Source organism: Chryseobacterium caseinilyticum (assembly GCF_014837145.1).
Classification (GTDB): Bacteria; Bacteroidota; Bacteroidia; order Flavobacteriales; family Weeksellaceae; genus Chryseobacterium; species Chryseobacterium caseinilyticum.
Genome location: NZ_JACYFS010000006.1, coordinates 200,701 through 221,215, shown reverse-complemented (window position 1 = coordinate 221,215; position 20,515 = coordinate 200,701). Strand labels below are relative to the sequence as shown.

Sequence of the window (20,515 nt, the reverse complement as noted above, 5' to 3'; positions counted from 1 at the left end):
TGCTGTTGTAATAACATCGGTTTTGATCTTGAAATACAACCTTAAAATACAAAAAAAAGCGAAAACAAAACTGTTTTCGCTAATCTATTTAATCAGAAAAGACTTTTTCAGTGGCCTCCAAAAAATGACCTCCTTTTTGTTATATTGAAACACTTATTTATACTTTATGCCACGTCTGCGTTTTTACCGCAATTCCCATAATGATAGCTTTAACTTTTAATGTATTACCATCCTTCTCTATTTCTGTTTTGTAACTTTTACCGTCTTTAGGGTTGGTAATAGTTCCGCCACTGAATTCGTCACCGTCTTTAGAAAGACCTCTGATGATTTCTAAACCGAGTAACGGTTTGTTTTTACGGTCGTCTTTGCATTTTACGCAGTTATTGTTTTCAGGCTTGATCAAAAGCTGAACGATTTTCCCGTAATATTTACCGTCATTTTTCTTAAAAATTTCTACGATAGATTTTGGCTTTCCGGTTTCATCGTCGATGGTTTTCCACTTTCCTTCGATCTGTGCAAAAGACATTACCCCGATAAGAGAAAACGCCAGCGTTAAAAATAATTTTTTCATATTATAAAGTTTAATTCTATTTGATAAGATTTCAAAATTGTTAATTAGTTAAAAGTATAAATTAATTTTAAACACACCAACTTTTTTGTTATCCAAAGCATAAATAGTAATACTTAACAGAATTTTCATTTTTAAACAGCTCCTGAAATCAATTGAGTTTACGGTTGATCACTCTGTTCATATAATCCTGATACCAGGCTTTTGCGACGAGCTTTCCTTTTTCAGTCTCAGGAGTTTTCAGTTTATCGATTTGGTTATTTTCAAAACCTAAATCTTCTTTAAAATAAATGCCTGTGATATCTTTACCGTCAAATCTGTACATAAAGTTTCCGTAAATAAACTGCTCTGAACTTCCGTCTGAATTTACAATTAAAGGCTGATATTGCTTTTCACTCAGCAGACTCCTCCCCCAGCTTCTGATTTTTCTGTTATAGCCAATCAAATCTGCCAGCGTTGGATAAATATCAATTTGCTGCGCCAATTCTGCATTAACGCCTTTCAACTGATAAGCAGGATTTGGCGAATAGAAAATCAGAGGAACAGCAAAACGGTTCATTAATTTCTCATATTCAGAATAAGCTGTCTGATTGGTGTGATCGCCCGTAAACACAAAGATTGTATTGTGAAACCAAGGTTGTTTTTCAGCAGTTTCAAAATACTTTTTAATCGCATAATCGGTGTATTGCATCGGCTCGTGCATTTCAATTTTTCCTTTTTTAAATTTCCCCTGATACTTTTCCGGAATTTTAAAAGGATGATGAGAAGATGCCGTAAAAACGGTTGACATAAATGGTTGTTTTTTTCCGGTGTTTTTCGCAAAATACTGCAGAAAAGGCTCGTCCCAAATTGCCCACATGCCGTCAAAATCCTTCTGGCCATTGTATTCGTTCAATCCGTAATAATTTTTAAATCCTAAAATATTTCCAAAACCTAAAAAGCCCATCGACCCGTTTGGTGCACCGTGATAGAAGGAAGTTTCGTAACCCAAATCATCACAGACAGAGACAATCGACTGTATTTTTTGATTTGAATACGGCGAACTCGTAAAAGCATCCGTCAGACTCGGAATTCCCGCCAGAATACTGCTCATCCCGTGAATCGACTGACGTCCGTTGGCAAAGGTATTCGGAAAAATCAGACTTTCATTTGCCAGACTGTCGATAAACGGCGTGTACGACACAAAATCTTTAATATTTTTATCTTTATTAAACGCACCGGAGTATTCTCGTCCAAAAGATTCTACAATGAAAATAACGATGTTGGGTTTGTTCTGAACCTGCCTGTCGTAAGTTTTATATGGAAAAATATTTTCATCAATAAATTTTTCATCCACAAAATGTACTTCCCTGAAATTGTTGCTTCCCAACGTTCTGAAAAATGAAAAAGTAGAGTTCAGAACAATATTTCCCTGAAGCGGCGTTTTCACAAATTTATTGGCATCTACCATATTGATCGGTCGTGTACTGTGCTTAAAATCGCCTCTGATTCCGCCGACAATTAAAACGGAAGAAATGCACAAAATAAGCAGTGACCAAAGAAAATAAGGAACAAGTTTTACCGGTTTTTGATATTTGATTTTAAATCTTCTGTAGAGAAAAACCCACAGAATCATCAAAACCACAAACCAGATAATCACAAACGGATGCTCTTTGCTGGATGTAGTGAAAACTTTCAGAATATTGGTTTCATGCTTAGCCACCTGAAAAGCCGCGAGCGTAAGTCTTGTCTGCGAAAACCTGTAGTAAATAAAATCGCCGAAATTCATAGCATAAGCAATTCCGTTGGTGACAAAATAGAGCCAGAAAAGAAATTTCTGGTAACCGCTTTTTGTGTTGATAACAATTGGAATTAAACTTAAAAAAATAAAAAGCATATTCACATACAGAATTGCCGTAAGGTCAAATGCAATCCCATGAAAAGCAAGATTCAGGTAATCTGAAAAGCTTTCAACCTTGATTAAATTTCTGTTGAAAAACCAGAACAAAAGTCTTGCAATCTGATAAAATACGAAAGCCAGAAAAATTCTGTAACACAAAATAAGAATTTCTTCTTTTCTCAATTCCCTGAAAAATTTCATTTCAACTAAACTGTTTTTTTAAGGGTGTAAATTTACGTTAAATTCACACTATTGTCATTTTTAGTTCATATAAATGAAGCCTGAAATCGTTAAAAAATGTAATTTTGCTGACATGAATTTCATTAAAAACAATCTTGCCAACGCCATCACATTGGGAAATCTTTTTTCAGGCTGTGTGGGTGCTGTGCATTTGATTTCGGGCGACTATCAGACGACGGCCATCTGCATTATTCTGTCTTTAGTTTTAGACTTTTTCGACGGTTTTGTTGCGAGAGCCCTGAAAGCCAATTCCAATCTCGGAGCGCAACTCGATTCTTTGGCGGACATGGTGAGTTTCGGCTTGATTCCGGGCTTGGCGATGTTTAAAATGCTCGAACCTTTTGGGAGTGAAGTTTTGGGTTTACATCTACCATTTGAAATTAAATATCTTGGATTTCTGATCACGCTTTTCTCATGTCTCAGATTGGCTATTTTTAATTTGGACGAGGACCAGAAATATTATTTTAAAGGATTGAATACGCCAAGTAATACGATTCTGATTTTTGGAATTTATCTTCTCACCCAAATTTTATTTTCTAAAAACACATTCATTCCACAGATAATTACGACGGGGGAAATGGATACTATTCATTTTTCTGCTGAAGTTTTGCTTCTTATTACAATTTTAAGCTCATGGCTTCTAATTTCACCAATCAAAATGATTGCGATGAAATTCAAATCAATGAAGCTGCAGGATAATTATCCCAAAATTGCTTTACTTATCGGAGCAGTTTTGATTTTAATAATATTTAAAACAGTCGGAATTCCTCTGATAATAATCTATTACATTATTATTTCGTTGATTTTTCAAAAGCAATTGAGATAGCATAAAATTGCATTTTCAAATTAACCCATTCTCAAATTTTCAAATTAAAATAATGAACTTAAAATTACATAAACCACTTTGCGTTTTCGACCTTGAAACTACCGGAACCAACGTGGGAAAAGACAGAATCGTTGAAATCTGCATTCTGAAAGTCAATCCTGATTCTTCAAGAGAAAGCAAAACCTGGAAAGTAAATCCCGAAATGCCAATTCCGGCAGAATCGAGCGCCGTACACGGTATTTATGATGAAGATGTAAAAGATGCGCCTACTTTCAGAGAAATTGCCTCTAAAGTAGTTGAAATGATTACCGGTGCTGATTTGGGTGGATTCAATTCCAACCGTTTTGATGTGCCTTTACTGGCCGAAGAATTACTGCGTGCTGATTATGATTTTGATTTAAGCAAATTTAAATTAGTTGATGCACAAACCATTTACCACAAAAAAGAGCCCCGAAATCTTGGTGCAGCCTACCAGTTTTACTGCGGAAAAACTCTGGAAAATGCCCATTCTGCCGAGGCTGATGTGATGGCAACATTTGAAGTTCTGGATGCTCAGGTTGGAAAATATGATGACATTCCGAATGAAATCAACGCTCTAAGCGAGTTTACGTTTCACAACAAAAATGCTGATTTGGCAGGTTTTATAGGAATTAATGATAAGAATATTCCTGTTTTTAACTTTGGAAAATACAAAGGTCAGGCTGTGAAAGATGTTTTTAATAAAGATTTAGGATATTACGGATGGCTGCAAAATGCTGATTTCCCTTTGTACACCAAGAAGGTTTTTACTAAAATTCAGTTGACGGGGAAGGTTTGATTTAACCACAAACCGAAGATTATCTCTGTACAGTCGATGAATGTTATTTCGACGAAGTCAGAAGTTACAAAAGTTTTAATTTTAGAAGTAAAGTTTAGACAGGTTTGAAAATATTTTGACACAGAAGTCACATTAGTTTTTAGTTTAAAATCTTTGTGAAGAATTAGAGCACATAAGATTGAAAATCGAAGATTTTCTTTTGATGATGTCGAAAAACTGTGGTTATATGCTTAAAAAAGTAAATTGCCACGAATCATTTTATAGGATGCATCAAAATAAAATTAGTGCACTCTTGAAAAATCTGTGGAAATCCGTGAAATCCGTGTGAACAAAACATTCGTGGCACAGAAATCTGTATAGTTTGTGGGAAACCAAAAATTAAAAAAGAATGAGTGATTTAGTTAAATTCAAATTCTACGAAACTGCTTTGGAAGCTAACCGTGACAAGCAGATTCTTGCAGAAAGTGGCATCAACAGTTTTATTGCCAACGAACAGCTGATTCAGTCGGACTGGCTGCTGTCACAGGCTGTGGGCGGAATTCAGTTGCAGGTTTTTGAAGAAGATCTGGAAAAGGCAGAGCAGGTTTTGAAAGACTATAAAGAAAACGAGGAATTTGCACTTGAAGTCGATCATACCATCGAGAATCCGGATTTCGATTTTGTCTGTCCAAAATGTGGCTCAAATCATTTATACAAAGATGACAGCTCAACAAGTTTCTTTGGAATTTCGGTTTTATCAAGCGAAAATTATGTCTGCTATTATTGCGGGAATAAGTTTAAGCATTGAGAAGTAGGAAGCTGGAAGCTGGAAGCTTGGAGTTTAAATGATTGAATGTATAAAAAATACTAAAATTTCCTCTTCAAAATAGGAGCAATAATTCCCCTCCTCTGGAGGAGTGGCGAAAAATCTTTGATTTTTTGACGGGGTGGTTTTCCACGTTTCCTGCTAAAATGATTTGAAATTTCAATTCAAAACAAAAAATTGAAAAGGATATCCCATCGTAACTAGCCCCGATTGCAGCGGCATCCTTTTTTGCTTTTGATACATTTTTCTTTTTGGATCTGAATTTCTGTAGCAAAAAAAGATACAGCGGAAAGCGGGATTAAGCTCCCAAAAATTTGGGCCATGAATAACTGGTACTAAGTAATAACTGAGGGTGAAGTGAGATTGCTTCGTTCCTCGCAATGACAAATAAATTTTATGAAAATAATCTGCATAGGAAGAAATTACAGCGAACACGCGAAAGAACTGGGAAATGCTATCCCGGATAAACCTGTAATTTTTATGAAACCCGATACAGCGGTTTTAAAAGGAAATGATTTTTACATCCCTGAGTTTTCGACTGATGTTCATTATGAACTTGAAGTGGTGGTGAAAATTTCAAAAGGCGGAAAATATATTCAGAAAGAAGCTGCCAACAAGCATTATGAAGAAATCGGTTTGGGAATTGATTTTACTGCAAGAGATCTCCAAAGTGACCTGAAATCTAAAGGCCTTCCATGGGAACTTGCGAAAGGTTTTGACGGCTCTGCTGTGGTTGGAAATTTCTTTAAAAAAGAAAATTATAATCTTGAATCCCTGAATTTTTCTCTTTTAAAAAATAAAGAAAAGGTTCAGAACGGAAATTCAAAAGATATGATTTTTACGGTCGACGACATCATTGCATTTGTTTCTCAATATTTCACGTTAAGAGTTGGTGACCTGATTTTTACGGGAACTCCTGAAGGTGTGGGGAAAGTTTCTGAGAACGATATTCTGGAAGCTTACCTTGAAGATGAGAAAGTTTTAGACCTCAGAATTCTTTAAAATTTGGGTTTCGGCATTATTTTTTGTATCTTTAAAATAACCAAAACCTCAAAATTTTAAGTTATGATCAATATAGTATTGCCTGTAGATTTCGGAGATAAAACAGAACAGCTGGTAGAAGGAGCCATAAAATTTGCCAAACAGCTTGGTGCAAAAATTAATCTAATACATGTTGCCCCAATGGAAATAGGTTTTGCCATCGGCGATATGGGTTATCAGTATTTTCCTGAGATTGAAGAAAACGAAATCAGAGAAGAACTGGTGCTTCTGAATAAAATAAATCAGAGAATTCTGTCACAGGATGTAGATTGCGAGCATCTCTTGAAACAGGGTGTTGCAAAAGACATTATTCTGGAATATGCTGATGATAAAAACGCCGACTACATCGTCATGGGATCCCACGGCAGAAGCGGAATCTATGATGTTTTCGTAGGGAGTTTAACCAAAGGAATTACGAGAGATTCTAAAATTCCGGTGCTGGTACTGCCGATACATGAATAAAAGTATAAACGTAAAAAGACCGATCAAATATAATTTGACCGGTCTTTTTCTATATAACCAATTAATTAACCTTCTTTTTTGTAAATCGTTGGATCGTAGTAAGGATGTTTTCCTTCTGTTGGAGAATAATACTCTTTGTCTTTATCGCCACCCAAGGTTACTACCAAAACATAGCACCAGTACGTGAAAAGCACGCAGCAAACGAAGAATAAGATCCAGTTTAAAACGTTTCCGAAGGTGTCGTAAAAACCGAAAGATCCTTTGAAAACTTTACTTAAGAACAGAAAGAAAGACGTCATTATTTTCCTTTTTTAAATTAACTTTGCACAAATTTATAAAAAATGTTTAAATTACTTTCAAAAGAAAGCAATATTTTTTCAATTCCTGTTTATATTGGTTTTCTTCTTTTAATTGTAATTATATTTAATATACTTGATTTCAGTACTTTAGGTGCTATCACAACGGCAATAACATTTTTGGGTGTTGCACTCGCTTATTTCTGTTTCAACAGCATTGCACTGAATTATCATACTCATTTGCCTCTTTTACTCTACACAGTTTTTATTTTTGGGCTTTATCCGGGCCATCTGGATCTTGGTGTCGCCGTGGCTTTGCTTACCAATTCTTTTCTATTGCTTTTACTGACGAGTACCAACGAAGATCTCAGAAAAAAATCCTACGTTCTGGTTGGTGCGATCATTGCGCTTAATTTTATTTTTCTTCCGACAACATGGCCAATGGCAGTTTTTGTCCTTATTCACGTGGCTGCTACTTCAGAGCGAATCGGTTTAAATATTTTCAGATTTTTGCTGGGAGTACTTTTAATTTCTTTAAGTTATTTTTCGGTGGCCTACTTTCTGAATATGAGAGAATGGAACGAAGTCTATTTTCCTTTCGGTAAATTATGGATCATTAAAGATTTCACAATACTGCTGCCGCTGATTCCAATTGCTCTGATGCTGATCTACGCAGTCTACGATCACTTTAAATATTACAATCAGAAAAGCCCCATAAGCCGATATAAGTACACCTTTTTGCTGGTTTTTTCACTGGCACAGCTGGTAACAGTAATTCTGTACATGAACAAAAATTACGAGTATCTTCTACTTCTCGCATTTCCGGTAACGATTATTCTAAGTAGAATGTTGCGTTTTATGCCTAAATACTGGATGAAAGAAGTGAGCCTTTGGATTATTATTGTAAGTCTGGTTTCTTACAGAGCTTTACTGCAGTTTAATTTGATTTAAAACTGTTTTAGAATTATTTTAATATAACAAAGACTGGTTCTAAACTAGTCTGTCTCCTTTTTTCACAATGTTTCTTTTGATACTTTTGCAGTAGAAAAAGGCTGTTTTTTTCGTTTTTACTAAATAAAAGATTATGATTCAAATAGATGATAAATTGATTTCTGAAGATATTTTTTCTGAAGAATTCGTTTGTAACCTGAGCAAATGTAAAGGTGCATGCTGCGTGGAAGGAGATGTGGGAGCGCCTTTAGATAAAGATGAACTTGAAATTTTAGACCGTATCTACGACAAAGTAAAACCTTATCTTACAGCAGAAGGTGTTAAAGCTTTAGACGAACAGGGAACCTGGACTACTGATCCACTGGATGGAATGTATGTTACCCCAATGGTAGAAAACCGCGAGTGTGCATACGTAACCTTTGATGAAAGAGGCATCACAAAATGCGGAATCGAAAAAGCCTATGAAGATGGTGCTGTTGACTGGCAAAAACCGATTTCCTGCCACCTATACCCGATCAGAATCACTGAATATTCTTCATTTTCAGCATTAAATTACCACGAATGGAAAGTCTGCAGCGATGCCTGCACTTTAGGAAAAGAACTGCAGGTTCCTGTATATAAATTTCTGAAAACTCCACTCACGAGAAAGTATGGTGAGGATTTCTACACGACGTTGAGCGATGTCGCTGAGGAGTGGAAGAAGGAATATGGTGGGTGATTGTGTGGGAGAGTTTGGGGGTTGGAGAGTCTTAGGCTTGGAGAGTTGTAGTGGTTTAGTGGTGAGATCGTGATTTCGTAGATATTAAACCTTCAAGGTTTTAAAAACCTTGAAGGTTTGGAAAGGATGAAATAAATTTGATAAATTACTGACAAAACCGCATTGGCACGAGTTTCACCAACTATTTTAAGCCATTAACTCTCTATAAAATTTAATAAAAAACAAAACCACCGCAGAAAGTTTCTGCGGTGGTTTTTTTCATTTATAATCGGACAAAAATTACTTTGCTACCGTTGCCTTTACAGCTGCCGGTGTTTCTGCTTTTGGAGCATTTTGCCATCCGTCTTCCGGCATTAGGGTTGCTACAATTCTGTTTTTAGTCAGGTATTTTTTAGCAACATCCTGAAGGTCTTTTACAGTAAGTGCTTTCACTTTTTCTGTATAGTTCATGATTTCGTATTTATCACTTCCATCAAGCTGATTTTTCGCCAGGTTGTTCATCCAGTATGAATTGTCTTTCATATTGGTTTTGTCATCATTATACTCTCCTTCCTTGTACTTGTCAAGATCTTTTTGCTCAGGGCCTTTGTCTATCAGTTTCTGAATTTCTGCAATAGCACTTTTCGTCAGTTTTTCAGCATTCTCAGGTCCACAAGGGAAATTGATGCTGAAAGAATAGCTATTGAAAGGTACTCTATTCATCGATCCTCTTGCTCCGCCACCATAGATTCCGCTCTCATCTTCTCTCAATTTTTCGATTACCTTGATGGTTGCCACTTCACCTAAAGCTTCCAAAGCCAACGCTTCTTTCTCATTGTAAGGCGCTTCACCGGAATAAGCGATGGTTACCATACTCTTAGGATCTTTTCCTTTTTTGTAGGTTTTAGAATAGTCACCCATCATTTGTCTGTAGCCGGTATCTTTATATTTGGCAGTTTTACCTGTAGAAGGTAAGCTTGCGATATACTGAAGCACTTCATTTTTAAATTTAGCCTCATCAATATTTCCTACAAAATAAAAATGGAAGTTTCCTGCATTGGCAAATTTCTCTTTGTAAACGTCATACGCTTTTTTGTAATCAGTTGCTGCCCAGTCTTTCTCCATCGGGATAATTCCGATAAATCTCGGGTTCTTCTGATTCATAAATTTAGCATGCTCACTTGAGAAATAGAATTGAGGATTAGACAACATGTTATCCAACATCGCAGACTGCTTGGTTTTGAAGGCACCAAATGCTTCAGGACTGTAATTTAAACCTGTGAAATAAGCATAAACCATTTCCATAGCAGCAGGAAGGTCTTTCTGCGTTGTTCTTCCGTTGATCCCTTCAGTAAGGTTACCGATAAAAGGATTCACACTTACCTGCTTTCCTGCAAGATAATTGGTAAGATCTCCTTTAGACAGACCATTTACACCAGCTTCAGCCAATGCAGAATAGGCAAACTGAGTCTTGTTAAAATCTGCATCATTGATTACCGAACTTCCTCCCAGACTTCTCGCCGTGAAAACAATTTCATCATCTTTGAAGTCTGTTTTCTTGAACGTTACTTTTGCTCCGTTGCTTAAAATCCAAGTTGTGGTTCCCAGTTTTGCATCAGTCTCCGTTTTAGCAATTTTACCTTCAGATTTGAAAGGTTTTACCAGATTTTTAATGGATGCTTTCTCTTCGTATGGTTTAAGATCAGCCATTTTCACATCATCAAAAGCCTTCAAAACAGCAGCTTCTGTAGGCATTGCTACATTGTCTTTTTTAGGACCTGTAACAACAATTACACGGCTGTCGTCTTTTACCATCTGCTTCATCACATCGTTGGTCTGAGCAAGAGTAACGGTTGGTAAAAATGTCTTGGTATCTTCATATTCCCAGGCAATTCCCGGCATTGGTTCTTTTTCAAGGAAGTTTCTTACGTATTCGTCCACCAGTACATCGCTTTCGGTTTTGTCGCGGTTGTTATACGTTCTTTCCATATTAGACATGATCTGAGCTTTTGCTCTGTCTAATTCTCCCTGTGTAAACCCGAATCTTTTTGCTCTTTCAGTTTCTTCCAAAAGCACTTTCAGGGCGTTGACCTGTGTACCTTCTTTCACCATCGCAAAGCCCTGTAAAGCTTCTTTGGTTCTTGCATACGTTCCGCCATGATAAACAGATCCGTAAGTGAACGGAGGATTATTTGAATTGATTAATTCTCTTAATCTGTTGTTAAGCATTGTAGTAGCAAGATTTTCTACAAGGCTCTGGTTGTACTGCTCCACAGTAACATCAGGCTGATAAGCATCAGCATCTTTCATAATGAACTGAACCATTGAGTTTGTAGCATCTGGATCAGTTTCAATAGCTACCAAAGTTTCTTTGTGGCTTGGAAGATCAAAAACCTTTCTTTCTCTTGGCTTCGAAGGATTTTTGTATTTCCCGAAGTTATCTTTAATCTTCTTTTCAACCTCATCTACATTAATATCTCCTACTACTACAATAGCCATAAGATCCGGTCTGTACCAGTCTTTGTGGAACTGTCTGATCACATCCGGTTTAAAGTTCTGAAGAACCTCTTTTGTACCGATTGGAAGTCTGTTGGCGTATTGAGATTTGTACAGCATTTTAGGAAGATATTTGTCTGACATTCTTTTGTCTGCACCTAATCCTAATCTTAATTCTTCCAGAACAACACCTCTTTCCTTGTTGATCTGCTCATCGGTAAGGGTTGCGTTGAAAGCCCAGTCTTCCATTACTTTTAAACCTGAATCAAGGTTGCCCGGTTTGTCTAATGGTACCGGAAGCATGTAAACCGTTTCGTCGAAACTTGTATAAGCATTCAAATGCTGACCGAATTTCACACCGATAGACTGTAGGAAATCTACCAGTTTGTTATCCGGGAAGTTTTTGGTTCCGTTGAAGTTCATGTGCTCCATAAAGTGAGCCAGACCTCTTTGGTTTTCGTCTTCAAGAATAGATCCGGCATTGATTGCCAGTCTGAAGTCTACTTTTTTCTCCGGTAATGTATTTTTTTTGATGTAATACTTCATTCCGTTCGGAAGAGTACCTGTTTTCACAGAAGGATCCATTGGGATGTTCTGTGCAAAAGACATAGACGACATTAGAACAACTGCCGCTACGGACGATAAAATTTTTCTCATGTTTTGAATTTTAATTCTCGTTTTGTTTAACGTGATAAAATTAAAAAAATTATTCACGCATAAAAGAAAATTGAAATCCTGATTGAGTTAAAATATAGTTAAATAAGAACCCGAAAATATTTCCGGTTCAGTATGAGCATTTTACAAAATTAAAATGAAGATTTTAATACTGTAAAACAAGTTTAGTTGATTACAAAATCAGCGTCGGAAACGCCGGAGTTTAAAACTATTTTATTCGTTTTTATAGTTACATTCTGTTTGCTGCCTTTAGCTTCAATTTCTTCAGGAAATTTGATTCCTTCCACCGTCATATAACTTTTTATCGTAGAACTGCTGCCTTCTTTGGTTTCGGATTTATAAAGAAGACCAGTGCCTGCATCAAAGAAATATCTGCCTTTAGGAGAAGTCAGAACATTGTAGTTTTTACCATCTGTTTGTTCTGATGTAACTGCTGTAAAGGTAGACGCTTCATAATTAAGAGCATCCAGCATCTTGTTACTTTTCAACTCGGCAATCTTGGTGGCTGGAATTTCCGTTTTCATTCCTTTCTGTTCCACATACCCCTTTTTACCATCAAAAATCTGACTTACCTTAGTCCCCATGATATCCTGAACTGAAATAAATTTATTTCCCATTTTCTTTGTCGTCATCGTAATCTCTGCATTTGGTGCAGATAAGGTATTCTCAATAATAACGGTCTTCACAGATTCAAGTTTAGCTCTGCCACCCAATGCTGTAATATAATTATCTATAACTTTTTGAGCGGTCATTTGAGAATTTGCAGTTGATGCTCCTGATGTAGAAGTCATCTTCTGTGCTGACAATGGTTCAGAAAACGTGAGAATCAATATAAATGAAAGAATGATTTTTTTCATTTTAAAATTAAATTTTTTGTACGGTAAAGATAGGAAATTTAAATTGGCGGACAGGAAGCTGTTTACAACCTCACATCCATCTTTCATCATTTAAAATTCCGATTGTACCAAGTCTTCATTCTTTATGCTCACCTCATTTTTTATTTTTGTTTATCGTAATTAAATTTAACCGAAATAAAATATGCTTAAATCTAAAAAATACCTGATTCTCCTGACACTTTTACTCTGTATCTTCATGCATGCTCAGGCTTCCGGATGTGCAGATTTTAAGTTTAAAGTAAAGTTTGACAAAGATATCCCTGTAGCCAAAATTGAAGTTTTACACGTCAGGAACGGTGGCAATTATTTTGAAAAAATAAATCTGAAACGAAACATCATAGCCAATGAAATTGAATTTTCAGGAAGAAATCATTATATCGTTGGGGCTCAGTTTCCCTTAATTGTATTTAGCTTTAGAGAAAGAAAGAATGATTATTACGCGCCTGAAAAAAAGATGGAAACGTTGAATTTCTTTTATCTTAAAATTGCAAGAGATAAGATTGGAGATATCGATAAAGAGATCAAATTTACCCGTATGTTTTCTGTACTGACAGTTGACTACAAATATCTAAAGGAAAAAATTGTGTATACCATTGTAGCAAAAGAATCAGATTATCTGCAGAACGAGATTCCTGTACTCAGTGAGCTGGTAAAAGTGAATGAGAATTAGAGGTTTGACAAAGCTTAAAAAAAATGTCTTTTCTGATTTATAATACATACCATAAGATTGAGGCTTTCAATTCTGTAAATAATTAAAATACAAGCCTGAATTTTAGCCTATAAAGTTTATGGGAAGTATCTTAAAATACCACTTTAGTGCTATTTTATCAATTTGCTAAATAGAATAAGTTTGTAAGAAAATAATTATAATGAAAACTAAAATTCTACTTACATTGTTCGCTTTATTCGTGATGATGACTTCTATGTCAGCACAAGAAAGTTTTAAAAGCTATGAGTTATCCATGATACAGGATATTCTAATTAATTCTTCCAAATCGTCAGTCAAGAAACTTCTGAAGAATTATGATTATAAATTTAACAGTACTGAACCGGCTGATGGTGGAACTGCTATGCATTTTCAAGGCAGCAATAATAAATTTGTTGCTGTTTTTTTTGATGAATCTGATCAGATTGACAGTGTTATTCTTTATCTCCCCACAAATTTAGTATCTATTTTAGAAGCTGACCTTAAGAACCTAAATTTTAAAAGCTCTCCAGGCGATGATTCCAATATAGTTTGGGAAAAAAGAAGTTCAGATTTATGGTGCAGCGTGCTGGAAGTAGACAGAGAAAATAAAATGAGTGCAATTACGATGTCAAGGTATTTCTAATCTACAATTCATGCCGCCAGATCCGATGTCGCGGATTTGAGATCCGTAACTTTGCATGCAATGCAAAACTAATTAAATATAATACATTCTCTTTGTAAGTTGGAAATAAGCACGGATTGCAAATCCGCGCTATCGAAATTACCGTAAGCAAGATATTTTTAAAGTATATAAATTTGTCAGCGGTCGGAATACTAAATACTGATTTCAAATCCGCACTATTGGACTCAGCACGAATTAGATTCCAATTTTATTAAAATAAATAATATCAAGAACTAATTAGACAGCCTCCACGAACAATATGAAACGGATTTTAATAGCGTTACTCTTCTCACTGACATTGTATGGTCAAAAAACCCAGCTTAAAATCATTGCGCAAAAAGACTTATCCGATTTTTGTGATTTTGAATTTCAGAAATATGAAAATGAAAAAACGCCATACAGAGCTGTATTTGTAAATGAGAATATAGGAGAATTTAAATTTTCGGCAATTCTAAAAAACAGTGGTTTAGCATTTGACCTTTCATGCAAAACGAACGACAAAATAAAGAGATTATATCAATTAAAAAAAGGAGATCACCTATTTTCCAAAGATTATCTATTGATTTACGTTGACGGAAAAAAAATTAGAGTTTCTGAAAAAATAAGTTTACTAAACATACCAAGTAATTTGATTCTTTTTAAAGATGGAAAATTCCAATTCCTTGTATTTCACATAGTGGAACTTTTTACAAATTCTAGTTATTACACAAGACCTGAAAGAACTACGATCGTTCTAAAATTTGATCAAAATAATATCTACAGAGATCAGTTTGTCTTTAAATCTTCACAATATGAATCTCTACAAAAAATACATCAACGGTATTTGAAGAAAGATAAATCGTGGAAATAAATTATCCAATGCTTTCTTCAAAACAAAGAGAAACCTTAATTATGATAACAACAAAACCCACCAAAGCGGTGGGTTCTGATATATTTAAATAGAGAAGAATTACTTCTTCAATTCTTCCAAAAACTCGTCGTGAGAGATGGCAGTTTCTTTTTTAGTCGCTTTCTCAAGGATCACGTCTTTCAACTTAGCCATAGCCACCTCAGAAGATAACTGTCTTACTTGCTCCTGGTCTTTCAACATTTCAGCAGCATATTTCTGGATTTCCTCGTCACCTAAGTGATGGATTCCGTAGATTGCCAACTGGTTTCTTACCAACTGCTCAGCCTGACCCAAAACGTCTGTGTAATCAATTTTCACATCATTTTCAGTCATTAATTTACCTTCGATGATCTGGTATTTTAACTGACTTCTTTCTGATTCAAGAATTTCTTTTGCCTGCTCTTCAGACTGGATGTTCTGGTTTGAGAATACCAACCATTTCGTTAAGAAAGTTTCAGGAAGTTTTACTTCTTCTTTCTCTGTAACCTGCTCCAACACTTTGTTTACGAAGTGTACGTCTGCATTCTGCTGGAAATATTCGTCTAACTCAGTTTTTACTTTATCTTTAAGTTCTTCCTCAGATTTAATAGCGTCTGCACCGTAAACTTTATCAAAAAGTTCCTGGTTCAGTTCAGCTAATTTCAAACTGTAGAAATCTTTTACTTTTACTTCAACTTCAGCGTGGTGCAAGTGCTCAGCTTCTTCTTTTGAGAAACCTAATTCTTTTGCAAGTTCTTCGTTTTCAGCTAAAGTTTCTTTAGATACTTTCACAGATTCGTCCATTTTCAAAGACTTCACCAATTTGAAAGCTTCTTTGTTTTCAGCGCTGATCAAAGCACTTTTTGGTGCGTGGTTGTGCTCACCTTCAGCACCTTCTTCCACTACCTGAGAGATTTCCAAAGCTACGTAAGAATCTTTACCGATCTTTTCCTGAGGCTCCTGCTCTGCGAAACGCTTCTGCATATTTTCGATGCTCTTGCTGATTTCTTTTTCTGAAGCTTCTACTTTGTAATGAGGCGCTTCATATTTAGCAAGATCGATAGAGAATTCAGGCTCGAAACCAACTTCAAAAGCCACCTCGATTTTCTCTGCGTTGTGGTTGAACTCGTTTACCGGCTGAGGAACAGGCTGACCTACCAATCTCAGTTTGTTTTCGTTTACATAATTATTAAGAGCATCAGAAACCTGCTTGTTGATTTCTTCAAAAGCAATTCCTGCTTCATATTGTCTTTTTACCATGCTCAAAGGCACTTTTCCTTTTCTGAATCCAGGAACCTGTGCATTTTTAGCATAGTTCATCAACTGCTTTTCTACTTTATCTTTGTAGTCAGATTTTTCTAATGTAACAGTAAGCAATGCACTTACATCATCATGATTTTGAGCTGTAACGTTCATTATCGATTAAAATTTTAGGTTGCAAAAATATGAATTTTTTATTAAAACAAGCGATTCCATTTGTTATAATACGTTAAAATAAAAAGACATTACCGAAATAATGTCTTTTTGTGATATTAAATTATATCCGGTTAAGATTTTAGTGCGCGTCAACTGTGATATCAACGTCAGTTTCTCCACCCTGAGTCTGCCCCAACTGGTTGGTTGCAGAAGGATAATTCTGATTAACGGCAGTAGGACCATGAACTAATTTAATATTCATTTTTCCTGTAGCCTGTGTAGAATTGATTTTCCATTCAGATTTTAAACCTAATTTTTGTCCGTCTGTTCTTACGACATCGTTTGAAGCTCTCATCACCACAATATCAGCGTTTGCCGGACCGAAAGTAATGAAATGATGATCTTTTTCTTCCACAATTTCTTCTGAAGAGTGATAATGATCGTCGTGAGCGATCTGAAAATCCAGTTCTGCCAGATAAGTATCTCCTGTATGAAGATGCAAATGACCGTCTGCCACTCCTGAAATTACGTTCACTGTCTGTACATCCGCTGCGTCGGCTTTATTGGTAAGTTTTAAAACTACTCTTCCGATTTCGTCGTGCTCGTGAACATCTTCAGGAACTGCGTCGTCGTCATTTCTACAAGAGAAAATGAATAGTGCTGCGAATAAAACCAGTGTAATATTGAATATTTTTTTCATTTTAAATTTAATTTTAAGTTTTAATAATTTGTTTAAATTTTAATTACGGACAACGCTTCGACGAGTTTGCCCGAATTTCATCAAATTAATTTCCCCGTCCCTAAAGGGCGTAATTTTGATGAAATTTTCAAGGCATTTTTCCTCCCTTTAGGGGTCGGGGTCAAGAAAAATGATTTGAAAATTTGATACGAATATTTTTTTTAATAATTTCAGATAGTTAGAAATTGTATTTAAGAGTAACCACAAAATTTCTTCCCGATTCAAACATATAATATCTGAGGCGGTTGAGATACTCGCGGTAATCTGTATTGAAAATATTGTTGATTCTGAAATTGACATTCAGATTCTTAGCCAAGTCTGCACCCACAGACGCATGAAACAGACTGAAAGCCGCCGGAGTAGAGCTGAAATCAACGATTTCACTTCTTTCCACACCATCTTTTATAAACGATACCGGAAGATTTCTGATCGGGAAACGGTTTTGCTTAAAGGTATTTTCGTTTTCCAGACTGATATAGAAATTTCTAGGTTTGTTTAAATTGAATTGAATTGAATTCCTCAGTTTCGCAGGCGTCATCAGAATCAGAGGTTCATTATTTGAAAGATCGTCACCTTTCAGAATACTGAAGCCTGATTTCCATTTTAACTGATCGGTAACCGACAATTCTGCATCGGCATCAACTCCGAAAATCCTTGCTTTGATCTGCTGATAAGACCAGACTGGAAAAACACCTCGGTTGGTATTCATAACACTGGTTGGGATCTGATTAACAAAATTATCAGACATCATCAGATACGGACTGGCTTCGATATGAAGACCTTTCAAAACATTAAATTTCGCAGCTAAAGAAAGATTGACATTATAAACAGTTTCTTTCTGAATATTTAAATTTCCTTCTTCCATAATTGCTGCAGAATGATGCAGACCGTCTGAGAAAAGCTCTGCAGGATTAGGCGTTCTTTCTGCTCTTGAAAGATTCAGTTTTAATTCTAAATTCTCAAAAGGTTTGTAATCTAAGCCAAGGTTTGCAGAGAAATTATGATAATCGAGAATTGGTCTCGTCAAAGTTCTGCTTCCCGATTCACTCACGACAAACTGAGGGAAAGTATCTGCATAATTTGCTTCCCATTTTTCTGAATCATAATATTTATAGGCATCATATCTGCTGAAATCGTATCGCACGGCTGCCTCGGCATTTAATTTAGAATTGAATCTGTATTTAAAGACCGAAAACGCTCCCGCATCATAACGGTAGTAATCAGGAATCAGACGTCTCGCTTTGGTTGCGGGATTCGGATAATTATCCTGAAAAGCTCCTGAAATTCCGCTTTCAAGACTCCAGTTTGCTCTTTCCAGAAGATGAACAAGACTGGCAGAATGCGTGATTAATCTTAAATCCATCGACGGAAGATTGCTCAGTTCACCTCTTCTGATGTCGTATTCTTTTCTTCTGTTGAGCTGAAAACTGTACTGAAAAGTGAGCTTCCCAAAATCTGCAAACCTTCTGTATGCTGAAAGTTTCGCAATGTGATGCGCCACTTCCTGCTTCGGATTGTCGATATCATAGCTGAAATTATCCAGATAATAAGACTGTCCGAAGTTCACAGCATTGTAGAAATCTTCGGGGCTAGCCAGATGTGCACCGCGGTAAATCCCAAATTCCTGATTGATGCCGCTGTATGACACATCAAACCCCTGCAGAAAACTGTGCTTCCCGAACGAGAAATTAAAAGAATTGAATTCCTGTCCGGTATTCTGCAAAGTATAGTGCGGCATGTACAGATCGCCCGTTTTTCTGTATGATCCGCCTGTTTTTACAAACCATTGGTTCTTCCATGCTTTTGCGACATTGGCACCAATCTCACCTCCTCTACCATTTGAAATTCCTGAAAGTCTGAGGCTTCCCATAATGGTATCTTTTTTGGGCAAAACTGCAGATTCCAAAACAACAACGCCACCAACTCCTTCATTTCCAAACTTCAGTGCGGAAGCACCTTTTATGACATCGATGTGCTCAAAATCGTTCACATCAATATTGGGAGCATGCTCTACTCCCCATTCCTGCTCGGCCATTCTCACACCATTGTTAATGATGGAAATACGGCTTCCGTAAAGTCCGCGGATAACGGGTTTTGTGATATTATTCCCCGTTTTCAGAGATGAAACTCCGGAAATTCTGGATAAAAGATTTCCCAGATTTTCGGTGGAATTTCTTTCTATTTCCGTTTTATCCAAAGTCGTCATAATTACGGAGCCTTTTGTTTTGTGGCTTCCGTGGATAGTGACGGTCTGAATTTCACCTTCATGATGCTCTAATATAATGGCAAGATGAATATCTCTGTCGACTCCCACATTTTCAGTATAATCATCGCAGAGCGGATGTCTGGCCACGAGCTTATAATTTCCTGCAGGAACATTTGGGAAAGAAAATTTTCCTTTTTTGTCAGTTTTAGTGGTTAAGTCCCCGATTTTAACTTCTGCATTTTCAAGCATTGTTTTATCGTGAAAATCCTGCACCGTTCCCTGAACCGTATATTTCTGCGCAGAAACCAATGTCAGTCCGAAAAAGACCAGCATTAGATTTATAATGTTTTTCATTACGTTTTTGTAAAATGTATAATGTAAAAAAGTACGTTGTACTTATGAATTTTGAATTAAATTAAGTCATGTTTTGTAACAGCGAATTGCACGCAGCCCGACTTGAACGGAGCTCTTTTTGTTATTGCGATGCTGCAACAGCTCAACAATATTACCACATCGTTCGCAATGACAAAAAAGCGGGAGTGGAAGGCGGAAAAGCTGCCCAAATCATCATTTTCACACCGACATTTCGGAGTTTCGCACCTCTTTGAAAAGGATCCGAACTTTTTCTACCAATATTTCGGAGCTTCGCACCTTGTCATAGAAAAAATGCTCTTATAACAAAATTTCGAAACTTCGCTTCTTATTTTAACTGTCGTGTTTGAATGCTGAGATTCCGGGTTCCAAAATCTGATTTGCAAGTTTGACGTTACAGTTCTACGGTTTTGAAACTTTTGTGTTACAAAAAATGGATTAAATTAATTCAGAAAAGATTTCTCAAAATTCATTGGAATATTGAGAAAAATAGAATTATGAAATTGCGGGAGGTCCGCGGAGTTGAAAGGTAAATTTAGTTTGTGACCAGATTTTTTCCTGTACAGCCAAAATCTGCTCCGCTTCATGCGTATGTTTGATCAAAGTGAAACTAAATTCCTGTGGTAAAATGGTATTTCCAGTGGCTAAAAAGTGACAGGCCAGACAGTCGCCGGCTTTTTCTTTGGCTTCTGTTTTGGAAATGGAGTTCTCTGATTTTTTGAAGTTGAAACCTGCAAAAACATCTGAAGACTCGTGACTGTGAAAGCTTGAAGAAAACAGTGCAAAAAAGTATATCCCAAACATCAGTTTGGAGATAAAACTCTTGAGTTGTCTGCTTTCCTTAAAAATCATCGCACAAAAATAAGGATAATATTTTAAAATTAAATTACAATAT

Annotated in this window: 19 protein-coding genes; 10 read left to right on the top strand and 9 right to left on the bottom strand. The window is 36.2% G+C overall.

From position 1 onward, the window contains the following. Positions 1-157: 157 nt before the first annotated feature. Positions 158-571 carry a DUF2147 domain-containing protein gene (locus IC610_RS16750; protein WP_056084592.1) on the bottom strand — a complete coding sequence of 138 codons (414 nt, stop codon included), beginning with the start codon at positions 569-571 and terminating at the stop codon, positions 158-160. 148 nt (positions 572-719) lie between these two features. Further along, on the bottom strand, positions 720-2,648 hold the full coding sequence (locus IC610_RS16745; RefSeq protein ID WP_191737862.1) for an LTA synthase family protein: 1,929 nt from the start codon (positions 2,646-2,648) through the stop codon (positions 720-722). Between the two features lie 112 nt (positions 2,649-2,760). On the opposite strand from IC610_RS16745, the gene IC610_RS16740 reads away from it, so the two are divergent. The 5 genes from IC610_RS16740 to IC610_RS16720 all read left to right on the top strand — a co-directional run bounded on the left by IC610_RS16740 (position 2,761) and on the right by IC610_RS16720 (position 6,638). Continuing rightward, positions 2,761-3,513 (top strand): CDP-alcohol phosphatidyltransferase family protein, encoded by a 753-nt coding sequence (locus IC610_RS16740; RefSeq protein ID WP_191737861.1) that lies wholly within the window; start codon positions 2,761-2,763, stop codon positions 3,511-3,513. Between the two features lie 52 nt (positions 3,514-3,565). Further along, on the top strand, positions 3,566-4,330 hold the full coding sequence (locus IC610_RS16735; RefSeq protein WP_191737860.1) for a 3'-5' exonuclease: 765 nt from the start codon (positions 3,566-3,568) through the stop codon (positions 4,328-4,330). 388 nt (positions 4,331-4,718) lie between these two features. Further along, positions 4,719-5,117, top strand: a complete 399-nt coding sequence (locus IC610_RS16730; protein WP_191737859.1) for a putative signal transducing protein — start codon at positions 4,719-4,721, stop codon at positions 5,115-5,117. A 414-nt stretch (positions 5,118-5,531) separates the two neighbouring features. Beyond that, the gene (locus tag IC610_RS16725; protein WP_191737858.1) at positions 5,532-6,137 is read left to right on the top strand and encodes a fumarylacetoacetate hydrolase family protein; all 606 of its coding nucleotides are present in this window, start codon (positions 5,532-5,534) and stop codon (positions 6,135-6,137) included. Positions 6,138-6,200: 63 nt separating this feature from the next. Next, entirely contained in the window at positions 6,201-6,638 is a 438-nt protein-coding gene (locus tag IC610_RS16720; protein ID WP_191737857.1) for a universal stress protein, read from the top strand. A gap of 65 nt (positions 6,639-6,703) precedes the next feature. Here the strand turns inward: IC610_RS16720 and IC610_RS16715 are convergent, their stop codons facing one another. Then, positions 6,704-6,937 carry a DUF6341 family protein gene (locus IC610_RS16715; protein ID WP_056084572.1) on the bottom strand — a complete coding sequence of 78 codons (234 nt, stop codon included), beginning with the start codon at positions 6,935-6,937 and terminating at the stop codon, positions 6,704-6,706. A gap of 42 nt (positions 6,938-6,979) precedes the next feature. On the opposite strand from IC610_RS16715, the gene IC610_RS16710 reads away from it, so the two are divergent. Then, positions 6,980-7,885, top strand: coding sequence for a DUF6427 family protein (locus tag IC610_RS16710; protein ID WP_056084569.1), 906 nt, complete (start codon positions 6,980-6,982; stop codon positions 7,883-7,885). 133 nt (positions 7,886-8,018) lie between these two features. Next, a complete protein-coding gene (locus IC610_RS16705; protein ID WP_191737856.1) occupies positions 8,019-8,603 on the top strand; it encodes a DUF3109 family protein in 585 nt (194 codons plus the stop codon). 279 nt (positions 8,604-8,882) lie between these two features. Here IC610_RS16705 and IC610_RS16700 read toward each other — a convergent pair whose 3' ends face one another. Continuing rightward, complete coding sequence (locus IC610_RS16700; protein ID WP_191737855.1) at positions 8,883-11,735, bottom strand: M16 family metallopeptidase; 2,853 nt, start codon at positions 11,733-11,735, stop codon at positions 8,883-8,885. A 182-nt stretch (positions 11,736-11,917) separates the two neighbouring features. After that, a complete protein-coding gene (locus tag IC610_RS16695) occupies positions 11,918-12,610 on the bottom strand; it encodes a hypothetical protein (protein WP_191737854.1) in 693 nt (230 codons plus the stop codon). A 181-nt stretch (positions 12,611-12,791) separates the two neighbouring features. Here IC610_RS16695 and IC610_RS16690 point away from each other — a divergent pair, with 181 nt between their 5' ends. The 3 genes from IC610_RS16690 to IC610_RS16680 all read left to right on the top strand — a co-directional run bounded on the left by IC610_RS16690 (position 12,792) and on the right by IC610_RS16680 (position 14,869). Then, the gene (locus IC610_RS16690; protein ID WP_191737853.1) at positions 12,792-13,319 is read left to right on the top strand and encodes a hypothetical protein; all 528 of its coding nucleotides are present in this window, start codon (positions 12,792-12,794) and stop codon (positions 13,317-13,319) included. Between the two features lie 199 nt (positions 13,320-13,518). Then, complete coding sequence (locus tag IC610_RS16685; protein ID WP_191737852.1) at positions 13,519-13,980, top strand: hypothetical protein; 462 nt, start codon at positions 13,519-13,521, stop codon at positions 13,978-13,980. A 298-nt stretch (positions 13,981-14,278) separates the two neighbouring features. Next, positions 14,279-14,869, top strand: coding sequence for a hypothetical protein (locus IC610_RS16680; RefSeq protein ID WP_191737851.1), 591 nt, complete (start codon positions 14,279-14,281; stop codon positions 14,867-14,869). Positions 14,870-14,968: 99 nt separating this feature from the next. Here IC610_RS16680 and IC610_RS16675 read toward each other — a convergent pair whose 3' ends face one another. The 4 genes from IC610_RS16675 to IC610_RS16660 all read right to left on the bottom strand — a co-directional run bounded on the left by IC610_RS16675 (position 14,969) and on the right by IC610_RS16660 (position 20,472). Then, entirely contained in the window at positions 14,969-16,303 is a 1,335-nt protein-coding gene (locus tag IC610_RS16675) for a trigger factor (protein WP_191737850.1), read from the bottom strand. A 139-nt stretch (positions 16,304-16,442) separates the two neighbouring features. Beyond that, positions 16,443-17,003: a hypothetical protein gene (locus IC610_RS16670; protein ID WP_056084555.1), complete on the bottom strand. Its 561-nt coding sequence runs from the start codon at positions 17,001-17,003 to the stop codon at positions 16,443-16,445. A 217-nt stretch (positions 17,004-17,220) separates the two neighbouring features. Beyond that, positions 17,221-19,602, bottom strand: coding sequence for a TonB-dependent receptor (locus IC610_RS16665; protein ID WP_228462955.1), 2,382 nt, complete (start codon positions 19,600-19,602; stop codon positions 17,221-17,223). Between the two features lie 513 nt (positions 19,603-20,115). After that, positions 20,116-20,472, bottom strand: a complete 357-nt coding sequence (locus IC610_RS16660; RefSeq protein WP_191737849.1) for a hypothetical protein — start codon at positions 20,470-20,472, stop codon at positions 20,116-20,118. Positions 20,473-20,515 lie beyond the last annotated feature (43 nt).

Coding starts and splice junctions, on each gene's coding strand:
- IC610_RS16750 (WP_056084592.1), bottom strand. CDS start 571: ATGAAAAAATTATTTTTAACGCTGGCGTTTTCTCTTATCGGGGTAATG.
- IC610_RS16745 (WP_191737862.1), bottom strand. CDS start 2,648: ATGAAATTTTTCAGGGAATTGAGAAAAGAAGAAATTCTTATTTTGTGT.
- IC610_RS16740 (WP_191737861.1), top strand. CDS start 2,761: ATGAATTTCATTAAAAACAATCTTGCCAACGCCATCACATTGGGAAAT.
- IC610_RS16735 (WP_191737860.1), top strand. CDS start 3,566: ATGAACTTAAAATTACATAAACCACTTTGCGTTTTCGACCTTGAAACT.
- IC610_RS16730 (WP_191737859.1), top strand. CDS start 4,719: ATGAGTGATTTAGTTAAATTCAAATTCTACGAAACTGCTTTGGAAGCT.
- IC610_RS16725 (WP_191737858.1), top strand. CDS start 5,532: ATGAAAATAATCTGCATAGGAAGAAATTACAGCGAACACGCGAAAGAA.
- IC610_RS16720 (WP_191737857.1), top strand. CDS start 6,201: ATGATCAATATAGTATTGCCTGTAGATTTCGGAGATAAAACAGAACAG.
- IC610_RS16715 (WP_056084572.1), bottom strand. CDS start 6,937: ATGACGTCTTTCTTTCTGTTCTTAAGTAAAGTTTTCAAAGGATCTTTC.
- IC610_RS16710 (WP_056084569.1), top strand. CDS start 6,980: ATGTTTAAATTACTTTCAAAAGAAAGCAATATTTTTTCAATTCCTGTT.
- IC610_RS16705 (WP_191737856.1), top strand. CDS start 8,019: ATGATTCAAATAGATGATAAATTGATTTCTGAAGATATTTTTTCTGAA.
- IC610_RS16700 (WP_191737855.1), bottom strand. CDS start 11,735: ATGAGAAAAATTTTATCGTCCGTAGCGGCAGTTGTTCTAATGTCGTCT.
- IC610_RS16695 (WP_191737854.1), bottom strand. CDS start 12,610: ATGAAAAAAATCATTCTTTCATTTATATTGATTCTCACGTTTTCTGAA.
- IC610_RS16690 (WP_191737853.1), top strand. CDS start 12,792: ATGCTTAAATCTAAAAAATACCTGATTCTCCTGACACTTTTACTCTGT.
- IC610_RS16685 (WP_191737852.1), top strand. CDS start 13,519: ATGAAAACTAAAATTCTACTTACATTGTTCGCTTTATTCGTGATGATG.
- IC610_RS16680 (WP_191737851.1), top strand. CDS start 14,279: ATGAAACGGATTTTAATAGCGTTACTCTTCTCACTGACATTGTATGGT.
- IC610_RS16675 (WP_191737850.1), bottom strand. CDS start 16,303: ATGAACGTTACAGCTCAAAATCATGATGATGTAAGTGCATTGCTTACT.
- IC610_RS16670 (WP_056084555.1), bottom strand. CDS start 17,003: ATGAAAAAAATATTCAATATTACACTGGTTTTATTCGCAGCACTATTC.
- IC610_RS16665 (WP_228462955.1), bottom strand. CDS start 19,602: ATGAAAAACATTATAAATCTAATGCTGGTCTTTTTCGGACTGACATTG.
- IC610_RS16660 (WP_191737849.1), bottom strand. CDS start 20,472: ATGATTTTTAAGGAAAGCAGACAACTCAAGAGTTTTATCTCCAAACTG.